This window comes from Shewanella sp. SNU WT4 (genome assembly GCF_006494715.1).
Taxonomy (GTDB): Bacteria; Pseudomonadota; Gammaproteobacteria; order Enterobacterales; family Shewanellaceae; genus Shewanella.
In genome coordinates this window covers 1,045,854-1,066,705 of sequence record NZ_CP041151.1, presented here as the reverse complement: position 1 = coordinate 1,066,705, position 20,852 = coordinate 1,045,854, and the positions used below count along the sequence as shown (strand labels likewise).

Annotated in this window: 18 protein-coding genes; 7 read left to right on the top strand and 11 right to left on the bottom strand. The window is 45.1% G+C overall.

The window, feature by feature from the left end; genetic code table 11:
* Window positions 1–15: 15 nt before the first annotated feature.
* Window positions 16–1,605 (bottom strand): GMC family oxidoreductase, encoded by a 1,590-nt coding sequence (locus tag FJQ87_RS04845; RefSeq protein WP_140931047.1) that lies wholly within the window; start codon window positions 1,603–1,605, stop codon window positions 16–18.
* On the bottom strand, window positions 1,602–2,123 hold the full coding sequence (locus FJQ87_RS04840; protein WP_140931045.1) for a TAT leader-containing periplasmic protein: 522 nt from the start codon (window positions 2,121–2,123) through the stop codon (window positions 1,602–1,604). Before FJQ87_RS04840 ends, FJQ87_RS04845 begins: the two co-directional genes overlap by 4 nt.
* Before the next feature lie 332 nt (window positions 2,124–2,455).
* Between FJQ87_RS04840 and FJQ87_RS04835 the strand changes: the two genes are divergently transcribed.
* From FJQ87_RS04835 to FJQ87_RS04825, 3 genes are all read left to right on the top strand, one after another.
* Window positions 2,456–3,433, top strand: a complete 978-nt coding sequence (locus tag FJQ87_RS04835; RefSeq protein WP_140931043.1) for a hydrolase — start codon at window positions 2,456–2,458, stop codon at window positions 3,431–3,433.
* Window positions 3,417–3,650 carry a YheU family protein gene (locus FJQ87_RS04830; RefSeq protein ID WP_140931041.1) on the top strand — a complete coding sequence of 78 codons (234 nt, stop codon included), beginning with the start codon at window positions 3,417–3,419 and terminating at the stop codon, window positions 3,648–3,650. The genes FJQ87_RS04835 and FJQ87_RS04830 overlap by 17 nt, the downstream gene beginning before the upstream one ends.
* A gap of 80 nt (window positions 3,651–3,730) precedes the next feature.
* Entirely contained in the window at window positions 3,731–4,618 is an 888-nt protein-coding gene (locus FJQ87_RS04825) for a phosphoribulokinase (protein ID WP_140931039.1), read from the top strand.
* Window positions 4,619–4,947: 329 nt separating this feature from the next.
* Here FJQ87_RS04825 and FJQ87_RS04820 read toward each other — a convergent pair whose 3' ends face one another.
* Complete coding sequence (locus tag FJQ87_RS04820; RefSeq protein ID WP_140931037.1) at window positions 4,948–5,727, bottom strand: tetratricopeptide repeat protein; 780 nt, start codon at window positions 5,725–5,727, stop codon at window positions 4,948–4,950.
* Window positions 5,728–6,220: 493 nt separating this feature from the next.
* On the opposite strand from FJQ87_RS04820, the gene crp reads away from it, so the two are divergent.
* The 4 genes from crp (at window position 6,221) to FJQ87_RS04800 (ending at window position 9,294) form a co-directional block, all read left to right on the top strand.
* Window positions 6,221–6,856: a cAMP-activated global transcriptional regulator CRP gene (gene crp / locus FJQ87_RS04815; RefSeq protein WP_140931035.1), complete on the top strand. Its 636-nt coding sequence runs from the start codon at window positions 6,221–6,223 to the stop codon at window positions 6,854–6,856.
* 89 nt (window positions 6,857–6,945) lie between these two features.
* Window positions 6,946–7,293 (top strand): hypothetical protein, encoded by a 348-nt coding sequence (locus FJQ87_RS04810; protein ID WP_140931033.1) that lies wholly within the window; start codon window positions 6,946–6,948, stop codon window positions 7,291–7,293.
* A complete protein-coding gene (locus FJQ87_RS04805; protein ID WP_140931031.1) occupies window positions 7,274–7,960 on the top strand; it encodes a response regulator transcription factor in 687 nt (228 codons plus the stop codon). The genes FJQ87_RS04810 and FJQ87_RS04805 overlap by 20 nt, the downstream gene beginning before the upstream one ends.
* Complete coding sequence (locus tag FJQ87_RS04800) at window positions 7,960–9,294, top strand: ATP-binding protein (protein ID WP_140931029.1); 1,335 nt, start codon at window positions 7,960–7,962, stop codon at window positions 9,292–9,294. Before FJQ87_RS04805 ends, FJQ87_RS04800 begins: the two co-directional genes overlap by 1 nt.
* Window positions 9,295–9,354: 60 nt before the next feature.
* On the opposite strand, the gene FJQ87_RS04795 is transcribed toward FJQ87_RS04800, so the two are convergent.
* From FJQ87_RS04795 to FJQ87_RS04760, 8 genes are all read right to left on the bottom strand, one after another.
* Window positions 9,355–10,152, bottom strand: coding sequence for a DUF1338 domain-containing protein (locus tag FJQ87_RS04795; protein WP_140931027.1), 798 nt, complete (start codon window positions 10,150–10,152; stop codon window positions 9,355–9,357).
* Between the two features lie 133 nt (window positions 10,153–10,285).
* Window positions 10,286–11,746: a succinylglutamate-semialdehyde dehydrogenase gene (gene astD, locus FJQ87_RS04790; protein WP_140931025.1), complete on the bottom strand. Its 1,461-nt coding sequence runs from the start codon at window positions 11,744–11,746 to the stop codon at window positions 10,286–10,288.
* A gap of 10 nt (window positions 11,747–11,756) precedes the next feature.
* Complete coding sequence (astA, locus tag FJQ87_RS04785; RefSeq protein ID WP_140931023.1) at window positions 11,757–12,791, bottom strand: arginine N-succinyltransferase; 1,035 nt, start codon at window positions 12,789–12,791, stop codon at window positions 11,757–11,759.
* Window positions 12,792–12,846: 55 nt separating this feature from the next.
* Window positions 12,847–14,061: an aspartate aminotransferase family protein gene (locus tag FJQ87_RS04780; protein WP_140931021.1), complete on the bottom strand. Its 1,215-nt coding sequence runs from the start codon at window positions 14,059–14,061 to the stop codon at window positions 12,847–12,849.
* A 312-nt stretch (window positions 14,062–14,373) separates the two neighbouring features.
* Window positions 14,374–15,525, bottom strand: a complete 1,152-nt coding sequence (locus tag FJQ87_RS04775; protein WP_240778837.1) for an HDOD domain-containing protein — start codon at window positions 15,523–15,525, stop codon at window positions 14,374–14,376.
* A 399-nt stretch (window positions 15,526–15,924) separates the two neighbouring features.
* Window positions 15,925–17,202 (bottom strand): nucleotide sugar dehydrogenase, encoded by a 1,278-nt coding sequence (locus FJQ87_RS04770; protein WP_140931019.1) that lies wholly within the window; start codon window positions 17,200–17,202, stop codon window positions 15,925–15,927.
* 370 nt (window positions 17,203–17,572) lie between these two features.
* Window positions 17,573–20,056: a prolyl oligopeptidase family serine peptidase gene (locus FJQ87_RS04765; protein ID WP_140931017.1), complete on the bottom strand. Its 2,484-nt coding sequence runs from the start codon at window positions 20,054–20,056 to the stop codon at window positions 17,573–17,575.
* A gap of 92 nt (window positions 20,057–20,148) precedes the next feature.
* The gene (locus FJQ87_RS04760; protein WP_140931015.1) at window positions 20,149–20,721 is read right to left on the bottom strand and encodes an aminodeoxychorismate/anthranilate synthase component II; all 573 of its coding nucleotides are present in this window, start codon (window positions 20,719–20,721) and stop codon (window positions 20,149–20,151) included.
* Window positions 20,722–20,852 lie beyond the last annotated feature (131 nt).

Below are 20,852 nucleotides of genomic sequence, written 5' to 3'. Positions count from 1 at the left end.
CTGTTCATGTCGAGATCAACTCACACTGCTAAGCTCATCGGCCAATAAATTAGCGTTTCTTGCTGTGATTGCATAAATGCTTAATTGCGGATTGGCCCCAAGGCTAGTTGGGAATATTGAGCCGTCCATGACAGATAAGTTCTCAAAGTAATGGCTGCGGCCATCACTACTGACCATAGCATTACGCTTCTCCTCCCCAAAAGCGCAGCCCCCCATCACATGAGCCGAGGCCACTATGGTTTTTAAGGGTTGCAATGGCATCTTGGTTATTGCGGCTTTGGCCTCTGCCCACGAAGATAAGTAACTCATACCATCATTGATGGGTAATACTTTTTTAGCGCCTGCTGCAAACTGCAATTCCGCCATGCTCAAATAAGCGTGGCGCGCTGCCAGCCAAAATGCAGGGGTTAACTGATAATCAAGCTCAAATCCTGAGTCGGTGAGCTGCATTTGCCCGCCTTGACTATCGCGATTAAAGCCATCGCGCACTAAGGCTATGGTCACTTGTAAGTGATTAAATTGCGCCATCAATTCGGCATGGCTTAACCCGTAACCTATGGTTTTAGAGGCAATTAAAATTGGGTGCACGGGTGGCACCTCAAGCTTGTAGCCAAGCTCACCTTCAGCGCCATCACGCCATACAAATTGATCGGAATAGATAGTTTGCGGCGCGCCGCTATGGGCTTGAATATTTTCATCAAAAATAGCGCCGCTTAATAAGGTGGGATGCAAGAAGATACGCTTACCTAGCAATTGATAAGGATCTGGCACTTGCGATCGCATCATTAAGTACGGCGTATGAATTGAGCCACCGCTTAAAATGTAATGTCGCCCCACCAGCTCAACTTCTATGCCAGTGGGTTGCAGACTTTCATTTAAGGCCAGCGCTTTAATCGCGCTTATTTTATCTTGCTTAAAAATTAACTCGACCGCCTTTACGCGGCTTAATAAGCTTGCTCCTAAGGATAATGCCGCAGGAATGGTGGTGACTAACATAGATTGCTTGGCATTGACTGGGCAGCCCATACCGCAATAACCAGAGTTCCAACAGCCAAGAACGTTGCGTTTAATTCGGGTAAATTGCCAACCTAATTGCTCGCAGCCGCGCTGCAGCGCCGCATTATTTGGGTTAGGTGGCACGGGCCATTCACTGATATGTAAGCGCTGCTCCATGGTTTCAAACCAAGGCTGCAAGCTTTGCGCGGAAAGTTTTACGCCCTTTTGCGCCTGCCAATATTCTAAGGTTAAGTCTGGGGTGCGAATGGAGGTGGTCCAATTGACTGTGGTTGAGCCGCCAACACTGCGTCCTTGGAAAATACCTATGGCTTTATCTTTAGTCTTCATTGCTGCCGCTTGATGATAAAGACTGGGGTAAGCCGTGCGCTCTTCCATAGTGAAATCTTGCGAAGTCTTAAGAGCACCACCTTCCACTAAAATAACCGATAACCCACGTTTCGCTAAAATCTCAGCGGCAGTGCCGCCACCCGCGCCAGAGCCAATAATAATAACATCAGCTTCACAGCGCTGATTACTGGTTAATTGACTGCCATCGGTATGCGACCAGCCCGCCGCAATCCCTGCCACCATAGGATCCACTATGCTCATTTGGCCTCCATATTCACAGGGGGGATCAGCTCTGGCTTTTTATAGCCAAGCCCAGCCCAATGCTCTGGCAGTGCATAGAAACTAGCTAAGATCACATCTTTAAGGCCGAGATAGGCTTGAATTTGCACATCCATAGACGCAAGTCGCCAACTTTCAAGCACTTGTGCCAGACTACTAGGCTCACGCATGATTAACGGAGTCACAGAGCCTGTCAGTAGCCACAAGCTTAAACGGTTATTAAGCGCCCATAATAGGCTAGCTAATTCATCCTGCTGCGTTAGTGGCAAGACACTGATAGTGGCATGAATGGAGTCCAGAGTGCGATTAAGCGCTATCTTGTGAGGTTCAGGCATATTAGGTAAAGCGCCTTCCAGAATAACCGGCATAAAGGTCAGCCACACCAGATCGTATTGCTGCTGATCCATATCGCGATTGTGCAGGACGAGATAACTACCAACGCCCGCGCCGGCCGCTATCGTAGCAATCCCTGCTCCCATCAAAAATGTACGTCGTTTCATCCTGACTCCGGCGAGCTAGCTTCACTCTGGCTGCTGACTCAACTATTTATGCTGGCAATGGGCGCCTGCTATGTTGCACCATGGTATCAATCAGTTAAGCTATCAGCTCAGCGACTGCACTGATGACTTAGCCTTGAGTTACATGCATTAAGTAACTTGAATCTATCTTTAATATTAAGCAGTTAATTTAGTCACTTAGATAAGAAACCAAGCACAGACTCGCATGAATCAGTGCTGATAATTAACAACTTCGCGGCCATGTGTTTAATAATTAAACACATGTTTAATTATTAAACAAGCCATGACAAACACCTCAGACCAAAGTTGAAATCATGACGACTGTCTATAACCCGCCTTGGTGGGCGAGAAACCCGCATTTACAAACCATCTTGCCGGTATTTAGCCGCTATAAAGACGTGCCCTTGTGGCGGCAACGCTTGGAATTATCTGATGGTGATTTTATTGATGTAGACTGGCTCAACTATCAACAGCGCCATCAAGGAGTATTGCTGTTAATTCATGGGCTTGAAGGCAGCAGCCAATCTCACTATATCAAGCGTATGCTGCATCACTGCCAACAGCTGGGACTATGCGCACTAGTGCACCATCACCGCAGTTGCTCTGGCGAAATGAACCGCCTTGCTCGCAGTTACCACAGTGGCGATACGGCGGATTTACGCCAAAGTTTAGTGCATATTGCCGGCGAAACTAACCATGCCCCCATTTATGCCTGTGGTTACTCCCTTGGCGGTAACATGCTGGCTAAATACCTTGGAGAAAGTGGCGGCAATAGCCAAATCACGCGCGCCGTGGTGGTATCGGCGCCGCTGCAACTAGCCTCTTGCGCTAAGCGTTTAACCCGCGGATTTTCACAAGTATATCAAGCGCATTTACTTAAGCGGTTACGGATTAAAACCCAGCAAAAACTCAGCCTACACCCCCATGCAATTAAGGCCAGCCAACTTAATATGCTCACTAGTTTTTATCAGTTTGATGATGAGATAACCGCGCCCCTGCATGGCTTTACAGGCGCCGATGATTATTACCAGCAATCCAGTGCCCTTCACTATTTAAAAGCGATTAACACCCCCACTTTAGTGATGCATGCCAAAGATGATCCTTTTATGGGGCAAGAAGTGATACCCACTAACGCTCAGTTAGCTAACCAAGTAGAATATGAGCTTCACTCCTTTGGGGGCCACGTAGGTTTTATTGATGGCGGCACCCCATGGCAGCCCAGTTTTTATCTTGAAAAACGTGTGCTGTCTTTTTTACAACTGCTGAAGGCCAACCATGCTTGTACCTTATGAATCGCTGCAACAACTACCCAGCGAAACCGTCGATAATTTAATTAAAGAATACTTGTTTGCCCAAGTTGAAGACGGCGGCTTTGGTGAGCTCGATAGTGAAGCGCTAAAGCACGCAGTAGCTCGTTGCCATCAGGCATTAAAGCGTCGCGAACTAGTGGTTGAATACAGTGAAGCAGAAGAGAGTATCGCTATTCGTTTAGCGCAGAATTGTGTCTAAGGGGAAGCGCTGCGATTTGACCCCCTAAGCAATGACAGGTATAACATTTAGTAATCATAAAGATAACATTTGGTCTATCCATGTCAGCTAAACATCCCATCATTGCAGTGACTGGCTCATCGGGGGCTGGCACTACCACTACCACCACCGCCTTTAATCACATCTTTAGGCAGCTTGGGATTAAGGCCGCGTGCTTAGAGGGCGACAGCTTTCATAACTACACCCGCGTCGAAATGGAAGCGTTGATCCGTAAGGCACAAAAAGAGAAGCTAAATATTAGCTACTTTGGCAGCCAAGCCAATGATTTCGCAAAACTTGAGCAATGTTTTAGCCAGTATGGTCTCACAGGCCAAGGCGAAACTCGCCGCTATCTCCACACTTTTGATGAAGCCGTGCCTTTTAATCAAATGCCCGGCACTTTCACCCAATGGCAAGCGCTTGAACCCGATACCGATATGCTGTTTTACGAAGGCCTACATGGCGGCGTAGTTATTGATGATATCAATATTGCTAAGCATGTAGATTTGCTCATAGGTATGGTGCCCATAGTCAACTTAGAGTGGATCCAAAAGATAGTGCGCGATACCACAGAGCGCGGCCATAGCCGCGAAAAAGTGACTAAAACCATAGTGCGGAGCATGGATGATTATATTAATTGCATCACGCCGCAGTTTTCGCGCACCCATATAAACTTTCAGCGGGTGCCGACGGTTGATACCTCCAATCCTTTTAGCGCGAAAGAGATACCAAGCCTAGATGAAAGTTTTGTGGTGATACGTTTTAATGGCGTAGGCGCAGTGGATTTCCCGACTTACCTTAATATGATCCATGGCTCATTTATGTCGAGAATGGATACTATGGTGGTGCCTGGCGGCAAGATGTCGCTAGCGATGAAGCTCATTCTTACGCCGCTTATTCGCGACTTATTTGAAAAAAGAAAACTGCTGCTAAAACCAGTCGATGAATAGCTAACGGATAGAAAACATCTGCCTCAAACCGAACAAAAAAACAGGCGTGGATGCGCCAAGATTAAGATTAACTTCAGCGAGTTAGATTAGGATTTATGTTGTTAGCGATTGCTGACAATAGGCGTCTGACGCTTGCTAGGTAAATTCCCCCAACTTGATCTATTTACCTTCAAGTGACAGACGCGCCCCTTCTATCTCGCCCAAATAATTAACCTAACTAACCCAACTCAATTTTCCAGCTGCAACATTAAGATTAGCCAACGGTAGGCATCAATTTAAATGACATAAGCCTACGCTTGCGATCTCTTTCTATGCTGATATTAAGCAAGTTATTTTAGCGGCAGCGCCTCGCGATAAGCTTGGCGATTTAAGTAAGAAATTAACCGTAAACGAAACTCAGTGGCGTGCTGCTCAAAACTGGGGTTTTGACTTAACGCATCAATGGCTTGCTGCTGAACTTTCACCGCGGCGCCAAAATCCCCCATTTCAGCGTAAGCCGCCGCCAGGTTATCCAGTATCGATGGGTCGTGTTGATTGTTTTTCAATAACTCTAAACCAAGTTTTAGCGCCCGCGCGCCATCTCTGTGCTTAGCTTCTGGGCAAGTCGATAATATCCACACCACATTGCCCAAAGAAACAGTATCACCCACTTGGGTGAACTCATCGACAGCGCGGCCGCAATCGCGCGCCACACCTTTACCGCCAGCGGCATAAATTAATCCAATTCGAAATCTTGCGGCTTCATTGCCTTGGGTGACTAACTGCTGGTAGCCCGTTAACGCTTGGTTCAAGTCACGCGGCACCAATTTACCGTCATAGTAAATATCGGCTAACGCCTGCAGCGCTTTCGGGTGCTGCTGGGCCGCCGCTTGTTGCAGCCTTTTTATGCCCTCATCTTTGTCAATTGGGACAAAACGTCCTGAAATTGACATAAGCCCGAGTAAAAACTGCGCCTCAGCATCACCAGCATCTGCATTTAACTGAATAAATGCCACTTTAGTGGCCGCGACTTCCTCTTTAGGTTGTGGCAAGGAGAATGCCTGCACTGGCGAGATAACTGACAGGCAAGCAATAAAAAACACAGAATGAAACCAAGGTGTTACCTGCAAACTAACCTCCTGAAAAAACCACGACCAAGCTATTAATTGATTCTGCCAGCATTTACCTGCAAAGTCACATTTGGCGTAAACCTTAGGACAAAATGACCCACTCACCAGCAAATTCGACCATGTATTCTTAAAAAAAGTTCACAAATAGACGCATCTCTAAGTTTTACTAGGTGAATTACACTGCAAGAACGCATAATACGCAGAAGATATATTTATTTTGCAGGTAAATCTAAGTAAATAATGCTTAATTTAACAGCAAGATGTGACATGGTTTGCAGAGTTCATTTAATTAAAGTGGCTTTAACCTGCCGACAGTTGACATGTATCACTAAAGTAGCAGAATAGCGGTCAATTAAAATAAGTCTTCGCCGTTATACTCACGTAAACCATTTACCTTAACCGGCTAATGGTGAAAACTAAGCGAGTATCGTTGGCGGTAGAGATTTATTTAGCATATTCTTATTTTCGTTTTAATCAATCGAGGAACATAGGCATGGCGCTGATTGGTAAGCCAAAACCAGATCCAACCTTGGAGTGGTTTTTATCACACTGTCACATCCACAAGTACCCAGCCAAAAGCACTCTGATCCATGCAGGTGAAGACTCAGACACTTTATATTACATAGTTAAAGGTTCTGTCGCTGTATTGATTAAAGATGAAGAAGGTAAAGAAATGATCCTGTCTTATCTGAATCAGGGTGATTTCATCGGTGAACTGGGTCTGTTTGAAGAACAAGCTGAGCGTACCGCTTGGGTTCGCGCTAAACAGGCTTGTGAGATTGCCGAAATTTCTTATAAGAAATTCAAGCAGCTGATCCAAGTTAATCCAGAAATTCTGATGAAGCTTGCCTCACAAATGGCTTACCGCTTACAAAGCACTAGCCAGAAAGTAGGTAACTTAGCTTTCTTAGACGTAGCTGGTCGTATTGCCCAAACATTACTGCATTTGGCCAAACAGCCTGATGCTATGACGCATCCAGATGGCATGCAAATCAAGATCACCCGTCAAGAGATCGGCCAGATTGTTGGTTGTTCACGCGAAACCGTTGGGCGTATCCTGAAAATGCTAGAAGAGCAAAGCCTTATTCAAGCGCATGGTAAAACCATAGTTGTCTATGGTACTCGCTAATAGCTAAGGCGATGTTCAGCTTAGTTTAAGCCATAAAAGCTAGAGTGGTTCAGAAGTAATTCTGAACCATTTTTTTTATAGGAGCGTCGATGATTAGGCTGGTGAGTCGATGTCTATTCAATCTCAGCATTTTGATGTTAAGCAGCCAAGTCTTTAGTCAAGACACGGAATTACATCATTATCAAGCTAAGCAACTCGTAGCGAGTGGCCATATCCTGTCACTCGATGATACTTTGACTTTGGTCAGCCACTATTGCGATGGCAAATTGATCGACGCCCACCTCTATCAACAGCAAGATAAATGGCGTTATGATTTACAACTAAAACTCAATGCTGGTCAATTGATCGACCTCAGTATCGATGCCAAAACTGGTCAGCCAAGCAGTCTCACACCTTTACCTAGTGAATGCCAAAATCATGAAACTGTTACTCGTTGAAGATAATCACCTGTTAGTAAAAGAACTCCAAAAACAACTTAAGCAAGCGGGCTATATTACCGACACCACAGATAAAGCCGCCGAAGCCGACTACCTGATTAAAGAAACTCAGTATGACTGCGTGATTTTAGATATTGGCTTACCTGACGGTAATGGCTTAGAGCTATTAACCAATTGGCGCCATCAAGGAGTAAATACTCCTGTGATTATGCTCACAGCCCGCAGCCAATGGCATGAAAAAGTCGAAGGCTTTAACGCCGGCGCCGATGATTACTTAGCCAAACCTTTTCATGCGCAAGAGCTATTAGCACGGATTTCTGCACTAATTCAACGCGCCAGTGGCCGCATGAATAGCCCAGAGAAAAAGTTAACCGTGGCTGGCGTGACCTTAGATGAAGATGAGCAAACAGTTACAGTCAACGATACCTTGTTTGAACTGACGGCGATGGAATTTAGACTGCTGAAAATCTTTTTATTATCCCCTAAAAAGCTGCTGTCTAAGAGCCAGTTAACCGACAAGCTTTATCAATTTGATGATGAAAAAGAAAGCAACGTGGTTGAAGTGTATGTGACTCATTTACGTAAAAAATTAGGTAAAAGTGCCATCGAGACTCGCCGTGGCCAAGGCTATATTTTCCATGGCAATGAGAGTGGTGAACCGCGCTAATGATGTCCATTCGCAGTAAGCTCAGTCTTTGGCTGACTGCACTCGTTATATTAGGCACCATCCTTGGCATGCTCTTGTTTGAATCTATGCTGAGGCAGGCTTTTCACGACTCCATTATTAACCGCTTACAAGAAGATCTTGAGCACGTGATCATGGCCACCGAAATCAAGGATGGCCAGATCAGCATTAACGAGTCCAAGCTCTCGAGTTTTTATACGCCGGTGTTTTCGGGGCGCTATTTCCAACTGAATCTAGGCGATGAAGAAATTCGCTCGCGATCTTTGTGGGATCAGCAGCTCAATATCAAGCCGCTAGCCAAAGGCGAAGTACGGGTATGGCAAGCCCGCGGCCCTAAAAAGCATGACATGCAATTATTGTCTGTGGGGCTCACATCCAATAAAGCTTATCACTCAGGCACGCTCACAGTGGCGCAAGACTTAAGTATTGGCCGCCAAGTCTTTAGTGAAATTTACGGTACTAAGTTACTCATTAATTTAGCTATGCTGCTTACCATGATCTGCGGCATATTTTTAGTGCTGCGCCAATCATTTAGGCCAATCAATAAGATAAAACAAGCGTTAACTCGTCTGCGCAATGGCGATAGCCAAACCTTAGAGTTAGAAGGTATTCCACCAGAATTATTGCCTCTTGCGACCACTTATAACGAACTGCTGGATTACACTAGCAATCAAATCGAGCGCAGCCGCCACAATCTTGGCAACCTCAGCCACGGCCTCAAGACGCCGCTCGCCGTCATGCAGCAGCAAGTGGAAGTGTTAGGCTTAACAGACCCGCAAACGGCTGAGGCTTTAACTCAGCAGCTTGAGCTCATTCGCCACATGATAGAACGTAAGCTCGCAGTCGCTAGGATCACTGGCAATATGCTGCCTGCGGCGCAAATGAACATTCCAAAAGATATCGACAGCCTGACGATGACCTTAGCTAAGGTTTATCATTACAAGGCCATAGAGTGCGAATTACAGCTAAGCGCTGACATCACCCGCTTACCTATTCATAGGGAAGATGGCATGGAGCTAGTCGGTAACTTGCTCGATAATGCCTTTAAGTGGGCAAATACTAAAGTCATCATAGAAATCACTATGTTGAGCTCGCAGGTGCGCATTAGCATTACCGATGATGGCAAAGGGGTCGATACCCAGCAATTAGCCTTGCTGACGCAGCGCGGTAAACGCCTTGATGAAAGCGTGATGGGCCATGGTTTAGGGCTTTCTATCGTTAAAGAGATTTGTGAGCAATATGATATCGGCCTGCAATTTACTCATGGCGAAACGCTGCCAGGGTTACAGGTCAATTTATTGATGAACTTGTCATAACACAGATAAAAAAATGGGCTCATTCGAGCCCATTTTGCTATTTATCATTGGCTTTGCCACTTACATAGCATTGGTCGATTCAAAAATCTTATCGGCAGAAGCTTCCACAAAACCGGTATACAAGTCGCCATTGGCTTTGGGGTAGCGCAGCGCAAATTCATAAAAGCAGCTCGGGATAGCTAAGGTTTTATCGCTAAAAGCCACCTCTATTACATCAGCCATAGTGGCGGACTGCTCTAACATGACTTCTCTATCGCCTTTAATTTCACCGCCCACACTGTTAAGAATAAAGCCCGCCTGCTTAAGCGCGCTATTTACTTCGGCGACAGTGTTAAAGCCAGCTAAATCATTAATAGACACAGTAAAGTGATTAGCGCGATAACCAAAGGCAGCCACCCACGCGGCATATTCACTTTCAGCGAGTAGTGCCTGATAACTGGCGCTATCAATGTGCCAGTGCCGTCCTGAATACAGGAAGTTATCAGCCGTGGTGGCCGCAGGCTGCATTTGCGCTAGCAAATCATCAACTATAACCCCAAGCTCAGGGCTACATTGCTCCACCAGCAACTCAGAGATAAACACCTTAGGTAAACGCGGATTAGCATGCTCAAAATGCTTAGCGATTAACTTTTTCTTAGTAAACACATAGTCGCCGCAACTCACATAACCTAAGGCCTCAAAATGCGCAGCGAGTACCGCAAGTCCCACACCGCCGCGATTAAAGGTGCGCAGCGCAATATGATCGTTAATGATGGCTTGGCCGCCGCCAAGTAATTGATGAACCTTAGCGGCAGACGGGGTCAGCTTTAGATAATCGAACCATAACTGCTGAAATAGCTCGTTGACATCTGAGTGCATGGATTGCTCCTATTAAGAGTACTAAGGGCGTACTAGTGGTTAATTTTGATTATCGTTGTTAACTGGTTTTCAAACAGACCACACCAATTCTTAAGCCAGCGGCAAAGCTTGATATCGCTCATGGTTACATGGGCTAAAGCACTAAGCCTGGGCTTAAAGTATCAGGAATACTTAAGCTATCCGCTTCCATCGATGCAACCGGATAAGCGCAGTAATCCGCGGCGTAAAAGGCGCTCGCCCTGTGATTACCCGAAGCACCAACGCCGCCAAATGGTGCCGCGCCAGAAGCGCCGGTAATTTGTTTATTCCAATTGACTATGCCAGCGCGAATTCGCATTAAGAAATACTCAAAATCGGCGCGATCATCGGCGAGCAATCCTGCCGACAAGCCATAACGGCTGCTATTGGCAAGCTCTATAGCCTCATCAAAATCTTGATAACGCACAATTTGCAGCAAAGGGCCAAAATACTCTTCATCGGGTAACTCGCTTATCGCGCTAACATCCATAAGCCCTGGGCTCACTAGGCCAGTGTTGGCATCAAGATGCTTCAAGGTCACTAAAGATTTTGCACCCAATGCAATCAGCTTTGCCTGCGCCGCCACCATGCCTTTAGCCGCCGCCACTGAAATCATAGAGCCCATAAATGGCTGCGGCGTCGCAAAGGCAGAATTAACCGCGATACGCTCAACCGCTGCAACTAACGCGCTTATCAAGGCATCACCCGCGGCGCCAACTTCTATGTAAAGACGGCGCGCACAAGTGCAACGCTGCCCTGATGAGATATACGCCGATTGAATAATGTCATGCACAGCCGCGCGGATATTGGCGACGTTTTTAACGATTAACGGATTATTGCCGCCCATTTCTAAGGCTAAAATTTTGCCGGGATCGCCTGCAAATTGTTGATGCAATAAATGGCCAGTGCGCGAGCTGCCAGTAAAAAACAAGCCATCTAACTGCGGATGCGCCGCCAAGGCTTTACCGGTTGCCACTTCGCCTTGCACTAAGTTAAGTACGCCCGCAGGCAGCTTGGCTTTATCCCATAAAGTCACCATTAATTCGGCAACTTTGGGGGTTAATTCTGAGGGTTTGAAGATGACAGTATTGCCTGCCAATAAGGCCGGAACTATATGGCCATTAGGTAAATGCCCAGGGAAATTATAAGGACCAAAAACAGCCACAACGCCATGGGGTTTATGCCGTAAAACAGCGCGCCCTGCCGCGGTTTCACTATGGGTTTCACCAGTGCGCTGATGATAGGCGCTCACAGACAAAGCTATCTTGCCTATCATGGCTGCCGCTTCCGTTTGTGTTTCCCATAAAGGCTTACCAGTTTCGGCCGCTATGGTTTCAGCCAGCAGTTGTTTATTGCCTTCAAGCTGATTGCGATACGCTTCGACTATGGCTAAGCGCCCAGCAAAGCCTAAAGCAAACCACGCAAATTGCGCCGCGCGCGCCGCCAGCACGGCGGCATTCACTTGTTCAGCACCAGCGCTATTACTCTGCCAAATCACTTGGTTTAATCCAGGATCTAAGGATTGCATGGCTGGCCCATTACCAGCTAGCCATTGGCCATTAATGTATTGAGTCATTATTATTTTCCTACATGGCTAAAATGCGAATAGTCTCACCGTCTTGCAGTAACAAGGCACTGGCAAGCTCAGGCGAAATATCAACGGTTTGTAGATCATCGGTGATCGCCAATTTAGCTTCACAGACTCTGAAGTTATCAAGGCGAATAGTAGACACTATGTAGCTCTTAACAGGGGCGCTGATAGGCGCGTCATTGTTAGTGACTATATTGACGCTCACTAGACGGCTTTCACAAACCGCGCGGATGTCAGATAAATGGCATTCAACCGTAGGGCCGCCATCAAAAATATCGACATAGCCCCGGTGCCTAAAACCTTCGGCGTGGAGCAAGCGCACCGCGGGCCGAGTATTGGCATGCACTTCACCAATCACATCTTGAGCTTCTTGCGGCAAAAGCGCGACATAGATAGGGTTTCTTGGCATCATTTCGGCCATAAAGCCTTTTTGACCTATGCCCGAAAGATAATCGGCATACACAAAATCAATGCCAATAAAATGCTTTTGCAGCCAACCGTAAAATGGCGATTCACCTTGCTCATTCGACACCCCACGCATTTCGGCAATGACCCGTTCACCAAAGCGCTTAGGAAATTGCGCTAAGAATAAAAAGCGACTGCGCGATAAAGTGCGGCCATTGTTACCTTTGCGGTAATCATCTTTTAAAAACAAGGTACAAAGTTCAGCGGCGCCCGTGTAGTCATGGCATAAGGTTAAGGTTTCAACTTCATTACGCACATCAATTTGTTCAGAATGATAAACTTCCGTCCCTAAGCGGTAATGATAGAAAGCATCATCCATACCAACCGCCGCCTCAAGACCACAAGTACCCACCACTTGCTGGCTAACAGTATCCTCTAAGACAAATAAGTAACCTTCATCCCTTGGCGTAACCACATCTTTAAGAAATGATGCTTCTGAGCGCGCTATTTTGCTGCTAAGTAATTCATCATTAACAGGCAACGACGTAAACCCATGACCAGAATCAATAGCGATTTGCTTAAGCGCAGTAAAATCACTGGCGCGAATTGGACGAATAACGAGCATAGATAGTCTCCTGAAAGAAAGGCACCCGAAGGCGCCTATCTACTCCCGCCCCAAATTAAGCAACCACACTCGCAACTGCGCGCTCAAAGCGAGCTAAGCCTTCGGCAATATCGGTTTCAGGAATAATGAGTGACGGCGCAAACCGCACCACATTAGGGCCAGCAATTAAACTCATTAGCCCTTGATCTAAGCTGGCGAGTAAGAAGTCACGACTGCGACCCGCGTATTGCTCATTGAGCACTGCGCCTAACAGTAAGCCTTGGCCACGCACTGTACTAAACACATGATATTTTTCGTTAATCGCCGCTAAACCGGCACGAAATAGCTGCTCGCGCTGGCGCACACCATCTAACACTTGGGGCTGGCACACTTGACCCAATACCGCATTAGCCACGGCGCAAGCGAGTGGATTACCGCCATAGGTTGAGCCATGGGTACCCACTTTAAAGTGGGCAGCTATGGCTGAGGTGGTGAGCATAGCGGCTATCGGGAAGCCGCCACCGAGAGATTTAGCTGTGGTTAAAATATCCGGCACTATATTAGTGTGCATGTATGCGTACAGCTTGCCTGTACGGCCAACGCCAGTTTGCACTTCATCATAAATCACCAGCGCATTATGTTTATCCGCTAAACGGCGCACCGCACTTAAGAACTCAGGGGTGGCGTTAATGATGCCGCCTTCGCCTTGCAAAGGTTCCAGCATAATCGCGCAAGTTTTATCTGAAACTTGAGCTTCTAGCGCCGCGATATCGTTATACGGCAAGTGCGTCACGCCTTGCGGCTTAGGGCCAAAACCATCGGAATAGGCCGCTTGTCCACCTACTGTTACAGCAAAGAAAGTGCGACCATGGAAGGCTTGGTTAAAGGCAATGATTTCAATTTTATCGCTAGAAAACTTATCTTGGGCATAACGACGAGCAAGCTTTAAGGCCGCTTCGTTCGCTTCGGTACCTGAGTTGGCAAAGTAAACTTTTTCAGCAAAAGTGTGCTCAATCAAGGTAGTTGCTAATGCAAGCGCAGGCTCATTAGTCATCACATTAGATAAATGCCATAACTTATTGCCTTGCTCCATTAAGGCCGCAGTAAGAGCTGGATGACAATGACCTAAGCAGTTAACGGCTATTCCACCTGCAAAATCAATAAATTCTCGACCTTGCTGATCCCACACTCGACTGCCCTCTCCCCGCACAGGAATGATATTAGCTGGGGCATAGTTAGGCACCATGACTTGATCGAATTGTGCGCGTTGCAACGACGGCTTGTTACTCATGCTTTGCATCCTTTTTATATTTAACGTACGAGCTTTCAGGCTCACATCCAACGCCGACGTTAATAATTGGAGGTTTTTTCGGCGCCAGCTTATCTATATAACACCATTATTAGCGAATTTATGATCGAAACACCAGTTTTTAACAACAAATGAGCAACGCACTAGCTACATCAAGGTTTACGCTTACTCACTCTTGCGAATAAAACCGATAAATGCGCTCACTTTGCATAGCTATGGTCCCTAAAAACCTATGTTGACCACTATTTCGCTAACTATGCACAATAACAGCATAATAATACAATCGCGAGTGGATTACATAATTTCTAATTTTCGGAAATTTTGCTTAGATAACAAAGCGACTTCATGCTTAGTTAAGTGATAGTAGCTATGCATGGCTTGGATTTCTTCAGGACTAATTTGCCGCATTTCTTGCAGCAATAACCCCTTAGAAAAACAACTAGCGCGGGCAACGATAGCCGCTTGTGGCGATAAACCTTCATAGGTGCGAGTTTCAGCCAACTCTTTAAGCACTTGAGTAAACTGACTTTCTTCAAATTCGAGTAAACTCAGTAACTCCCAATTGAGTGATGCGCTGCGATTAAGCACTTGCTCATAAACAGCCTCCGCCGGAAATTCAGTGGCAATCACCGCATCGTAAATTTCTTTATCACGGCTTTGATTGGCTTCTCGCAGCCAATGCCCCCAAATACCGTCAAAAATCATCGAGCTATTGCTCAAAATGGCCGAAGTCCCCAGTTGCGACAATAACGAACAGGTATAGACAAAGGCGCCATCGAGCCCTTGCTCTTTAGCCAATATTTGCGCCGCGGTTGCCGTCACTAACATGTAGCGCCACAATTTACGCGTAGTCCAAATCATGTTGGCGCGCCCAGTGGGTAGCCAAGTGCGAATACATAGATAAGGCACCAGCACTTGTAAATTTTCAATGCCGATAAAATTAAGGACTAATTTAATGTCTTTAACGCGAATATCTGAGGCGCGCTGCGGTTTGCGATGGCGAAAACTTGGACTGTTGACCATGTTGATGAGCTCGCGGCTCAGCCATTCCATTTTTTCGATTTGGGGTCTTAATTTAGGTAATTCGGCATTAGTGCTTTGCAGCATTTCCATTAAACTCAGCTGCTTACTGGTAAGCCCTGCGTGTTTCAGGGTTTCAAGCGGGTCATCAAGCTGAAATAAAATAGATTGGATTAAGGTGTATACCAGTTGCCCAGAAACATCTTCAAACACTCGCCGAGCTTCTTTCTTTTTGGCTAAACGATCAAACACTGCCTGACGCTCAATATCCAGTTTGAAAGACTCAGCTTCAACCTCAGCATCCATGCCATCAAGCATATCGTCCTGTTTTTGCTTACCTACAATCAATTGATAATAGAAGCGATTCTCTAATTCAATCACAGTAGCGTAACTGGTATCAGCAGTAGTTTCGATAGTATCTGTCACTGTATATCCCTTAAAGCCATATCATCCATGCAAGACACTTTGGCAAACTCCATCGGCATGCCTTGGCGCGACTATTTAATGCTCAAGATAGCAACTAACACACTAAAACAATATCAATAAGTTAAGTTTAACGTCTCCATCAAAAACCGCCTAAAACACTGAGCAAATTCAACGTCAAGTAAGGACTTATAGTGTTATGCACCAGCATTGACTGCATGCTTAGTGTATTTATCTACAGTTAATTTATATTAATCGATATTTATGCTATAGGCAGAATGTTAAAAGGGCGCGACAAGTAAAGAGCTAGGGGAAAATAAACCAGATAAAAAGGAGATAATTAATGCTGACTAATGAAGAAATCACTTGAGGTTAATAATTAACCTCAAGTGATTAAGTCTATTACATTCTGGTATCGACAAGATGTCTTGGCCATACGCCTTTAACATCAAAAATTACTGATTTCTTTTTCTGTAAGCTTTTAATTTTTTCTTCGCTAAAGGCTAAAAACTCATTATGAGGAACTGCCAAAATAATGGCCTCATATTTTTTATCCGTAAGTTCAGTTAATAGTTGTCTGCCATTTTCTTTCATACATTCATCGACATCACACCAAGGATCATAGATATCGACATTAATGTTATGTGTTTCAAGCTCAGAAATTAACTCTTCGACTTTAGAGTTGCGTATATCCGGGCAATTTTCCTTAAAGGTATAACCCAGTACTAATACATTAGAATCGAGTACAAATATTTTTTTATTATTCATCAACTTGGTCAATCGATAAGCAATATGAGCGACCATACTTTCGTTAGTTCTGCGACCAGATAGGATCATTTGTGGATGAAAACCAACCGATTCTGCTTTATGCGCTAAATAATAAGGGTCGACACCAATACAATGGCCCCCCACTAAACCAGGCTTTAATTTAATAAAATTCCATTTAGTGGCTGCGGCATCCAGTACATCATTAGTATCTATATCTAAGCGCTCAAAAATCAACGACAGTTCATTGACCAAGGCAATATTAATATCGCGCTGAGTATTTTCAATCACCTTAGCCGCTTCCGCCACTTTAATTGACGGTGCTAAATGGGTGCCGGCAACAATAATAGATTTATACAATTCATCGACAAACTGACCAATCTCAGGGGTTGAACCTGAGGTTACTTTCAAAATGTTAGTAACTGTATGGCTCTTGTCACCTGGGTTTATTCGCTCTGGACTATAACCCACAAAGAAGTCTTGGTTGAATCTCATGCCTGACTGTTTTTCTATTGCAGGTACCGCCACTTCTTCAGTCGCACCAGGGTAAACTGTTGATTCATAAATAACGATATCGTTAAGCTTAATAAGCTTACCTATCATTTTACTAGCATTGATGACAGGAGATAAGTCAGGGGCTTTGAATTTATTAATGGGCGTTGGTACTGTCACTATATAAACATTACAGTCGCTAATATCGTCAATATTTGAAGATATGGCTAATTGATGAGAGGCTTTAAGCTCTTCAGAAGTAATTTCTAAGGTTAAATCAATACCATCATTTAACTCTCGAACTCGTTGAGAGTTAATATCAAAGCCAACAGTGTTGAATTTTTTACCAAATTCAACGGCTAATGGTAACCCGACATATCCCAAGCCGATAATAGCAATCTTGGTATTGTTAACATCAATCATAGTATTTCCCATTTCAAACTAAGGATAAATAAATCAATGCTTAATTAGTTGCAAAGACTATCCTCAGACAATTCCATTTACATCATATAGCCGACTGTTCACGGTCACATTTCTGGTGAAATTTTAATCGATAACCACAAAAAGCACTTACTACACAACAATTCTGCTAACGATATTAACACCGAGAAACCTGCTTTCAAAGCAATGCCCACAAATACACTGCAAGATAAATATTTAATTAACTATCTAGACAAAAAACTCCAAGCAGATGTTTTATGACGTCTCTGCTTGGAGTTTTACATTGGGTTTAATTCAGTGTTGATTTAGCTAAGTGCTAACTTCGATGAGCATACGTTGACTGAAAGTTAGCTCATTTTAGATTTTGCTCAAAGAGTGCATAAATACGCCGGTATTCATCCAGCCAACTGGAAGGCTGCTTAAAACCGTGAGCTTCCACAGGATAAATGGCGGTTTCAAACATAGGTTTTTCTAGTTCGATGAGCCGCTGCACTAAACGCACGCTATCTTGAAAAAAGACGTTGTCATCTAGTACACCTGTCATGATTAATAATGGTTTTTGCAAGCCTTGTGCATGCTCTATCGGTGAACTGCGCTCATAAGCTATGGGGTCAATATCCGGAGTATTTAAGATATTAGAGGTATAAGGCGCATTGTAATGGGCCCAGTCAGTTACAGGGCGCAATGCCGCGCCAGCTTGGAATAATTCTGGCTGAGTAAATAACGCCATAAAAGTTAAGAACCCGCCGTAAGAGCCACCATAGGTTCCCACTTTACCGGCGTCCACATTAGCATTGGCTTGCATCCATTTTATGCCATCACTCAAATCATCGACTTCAGGATGCCCCATTTGCCGATAAATTGCCGTACGCCAATCACGGCCATAACCTTTAGAGCCGCGAAAATCCATGTCCATCACCACATAGCCTTGCTGCGCTAATAAGTTATGAAACATAAACTCGCGAAAATACCCAGAAAATCCGTAGTCAGCGTTTTGCAGGTAACCAGCGCCATGATTAAAAATTACGGCGGGATACTTAGCGGCTTGGCTGGCATCAAAACCTTGGGGCAAATACACTCGCGCATAGATATCTTTAGCGCCATGGGTCGATGGCACAGCCACAACTTGCGGCGCTTGCCATGGATAGGCTTTAAATTCTGCGCTGGTAAAATCGGTAAGTTGGGTGAGATCGCCGCCAATCACCTGTAAAAACAACTCGTTCGGTTCAGTGCGACGCGAGGCGGTTAACAGTAAGGATTGGCCGTCAGGGCTTAATTGATAATCAAGGTTGCCATCCCAGTGGGTCACGGCTTCATTCACACCTGTGGCAATATTGACACGATAAACGTTATAAATACCTGGGTGAGATTTATTGGCCTTGTAGTACAGGTACTGCTTGTCAGGGCTTAGGCTGATGTCACTAACTACATATTGCCCCTGAGTTAGGGCGCGAATCTTGCCGGTAAGTGGCTTAAAATAAAGCTGCGAATAGCCGCTGCTTTCAGATAAAAAATATAAGTTGTCGTTTATCCAGCCAAACTGGTTATAGTCATAATTTACCCACGCATCATCATGCAGGCGCTCTTGCGTGGTTAACTTACCGCGCTCTAGATCAACCGTTGCTAGCCAGCGGTCTTTATTATCTAAGGCTTCTATCATGAGGGCGACTTTAGGCTCGCTGTCATGCCATTGAATCGCGCTTTGATCCCAGCCCCAATCTTGCATTAGTTGCAGCTTACGAACTTGCTGTTCGCTTTTGTAGCGCTCGCCCTTAGCCTTAGTATTCTCATCTTTTACGGCGGCGAGCACATCCTCATCAAACCCAATTAGCCCTTCAATCGTAATAGGAGTTTGTTGATGAGTTTTTAAGTTGAGTAATATAAATTCTTGGCCAACATCTGGCGCATGCGCCACTCGCGGACGTACTGGGATGGCATCAACATAGCCATCTTTACCAAGATAGTTAGGCATAATGTCGCGCTCTTTTCCAAGAGACTTAGGATCACTCACTTCAGTCACAGCTAAGATAATAAACTGGCCATCGGGGGATAAGCTCTTATCAACTAAACGTTTATTGTCACCTAAATACCAAGGCGCAGGTGCTAAGGCTGCGTCATGTGCTTGCAACTGCACTTGATGGTCAGCGCTATCTTTAGCGCGCTTATGCTCTGCGGCCACAAAATCAATTAAGCGCTGTTGCTGTTTTGCCAAATAAGTCTCTGGCTCTTGCACCCCATTAGGGGCCGCTTGCCACTGTAATTGAGCTAATTGTCGCGTAATACCAGCGCTTAAATCCAGCGCATATAAAGTATCTTGCTGCCAATAAGCAAGCTCGCCACTCGTTAAAAATTGAATGGAAGCAATGGCATTAGAGGTTTGCAAAATAGGGACTAAGCGATTGTCACTTAACTCTTTGATGAATAAATTGCCTTGATAAACATACGCCTGATATTGACCATTTGGGCTAGTTATCACATCAGTTGCAGCTTGATATTGCTCATTAATAGCTAATGGGCGGGTTTGTTTATCGGCAAGATTTAGCGCAAAACGCTCAGCTATCGCGGCTTGGCTAGCTTTACGCTCAAAATAGATAGTTTGGCTATCTGCACTAAAGTAAGGATTTTGCGCCAATAACCCCACCCAATCAGGATTCGCCATAATTTGCTCTAAGGTTAAGACGCTAGTTGCCGTGGGCGGCGCGGCTACCAGTAACTTAGGCGCGTTGACTGGATTATCGATTTCTACTGCCGGCTTTGATACCGCTGACAAGCCGCAACCACTAAGTACGGCAATAGCCAGTGCGCTAAGAGCTAAGTGTCGTCGCAAACAACTCATGACGTGTCCTTCTTTATTATTGTTATCTGTGCTGATTTTGAGCAGATGTTATAACACAGACAACAAGGTTAACAGAAGGTGTTAACAGCTGTCTAAGACAAGGATAAGAAGTTAGCTAACAGCTCATGCCCTTGCTCAGTCATAATAGACTCTGGGTGAAACTGCACTGAATACAAACGTTTGGATTTATTACTAATCGCCATAATTTCGCGGCCATAATGCTCATCATCAAACCATGCATCAAGCTCAAAGCCTGCTGGCACACTATCGAGCAATAAAGAATGGTATCGAGTGACCCGCAGATTAAGATTTAACTGCGTAAATAAGCCTGTACCATTATGTTGAATTAGACTGGTTTTGCCATGCATGACCCTTTGCGCCCGAATCACCTTAGCTCCAAACACTTGCCCTATGGCTTGATGGCCTAAACACACACCTAATATCGGCGTGCGACCAGTAAAATGTTCAATCACAGCCAAGGAAATTCCGGCATCATTTGGGGTACAAGGGCCTGGTGAAATAACAATATAGTCAGGCGATAACGCCTCAATCTCAACAAGGCTGATGTCATTATTGCGTTTAACCAACACCTCTTGCCCCAACTGCTGAAAATACTGCACCAAATTAAAGGTGAAGGAATCATAGTTATCGATCATTAAAATCATGGATTTAACCTAGCACAAATACACTGCTGCGATGCTATCACAGTGAAGGTTGGCAATCATCAAACACTAGGTATTGCTGCGCTCATTGGACGAAATTCGCCTACAATTGTCAGAGTGCCTACTTCTATAGA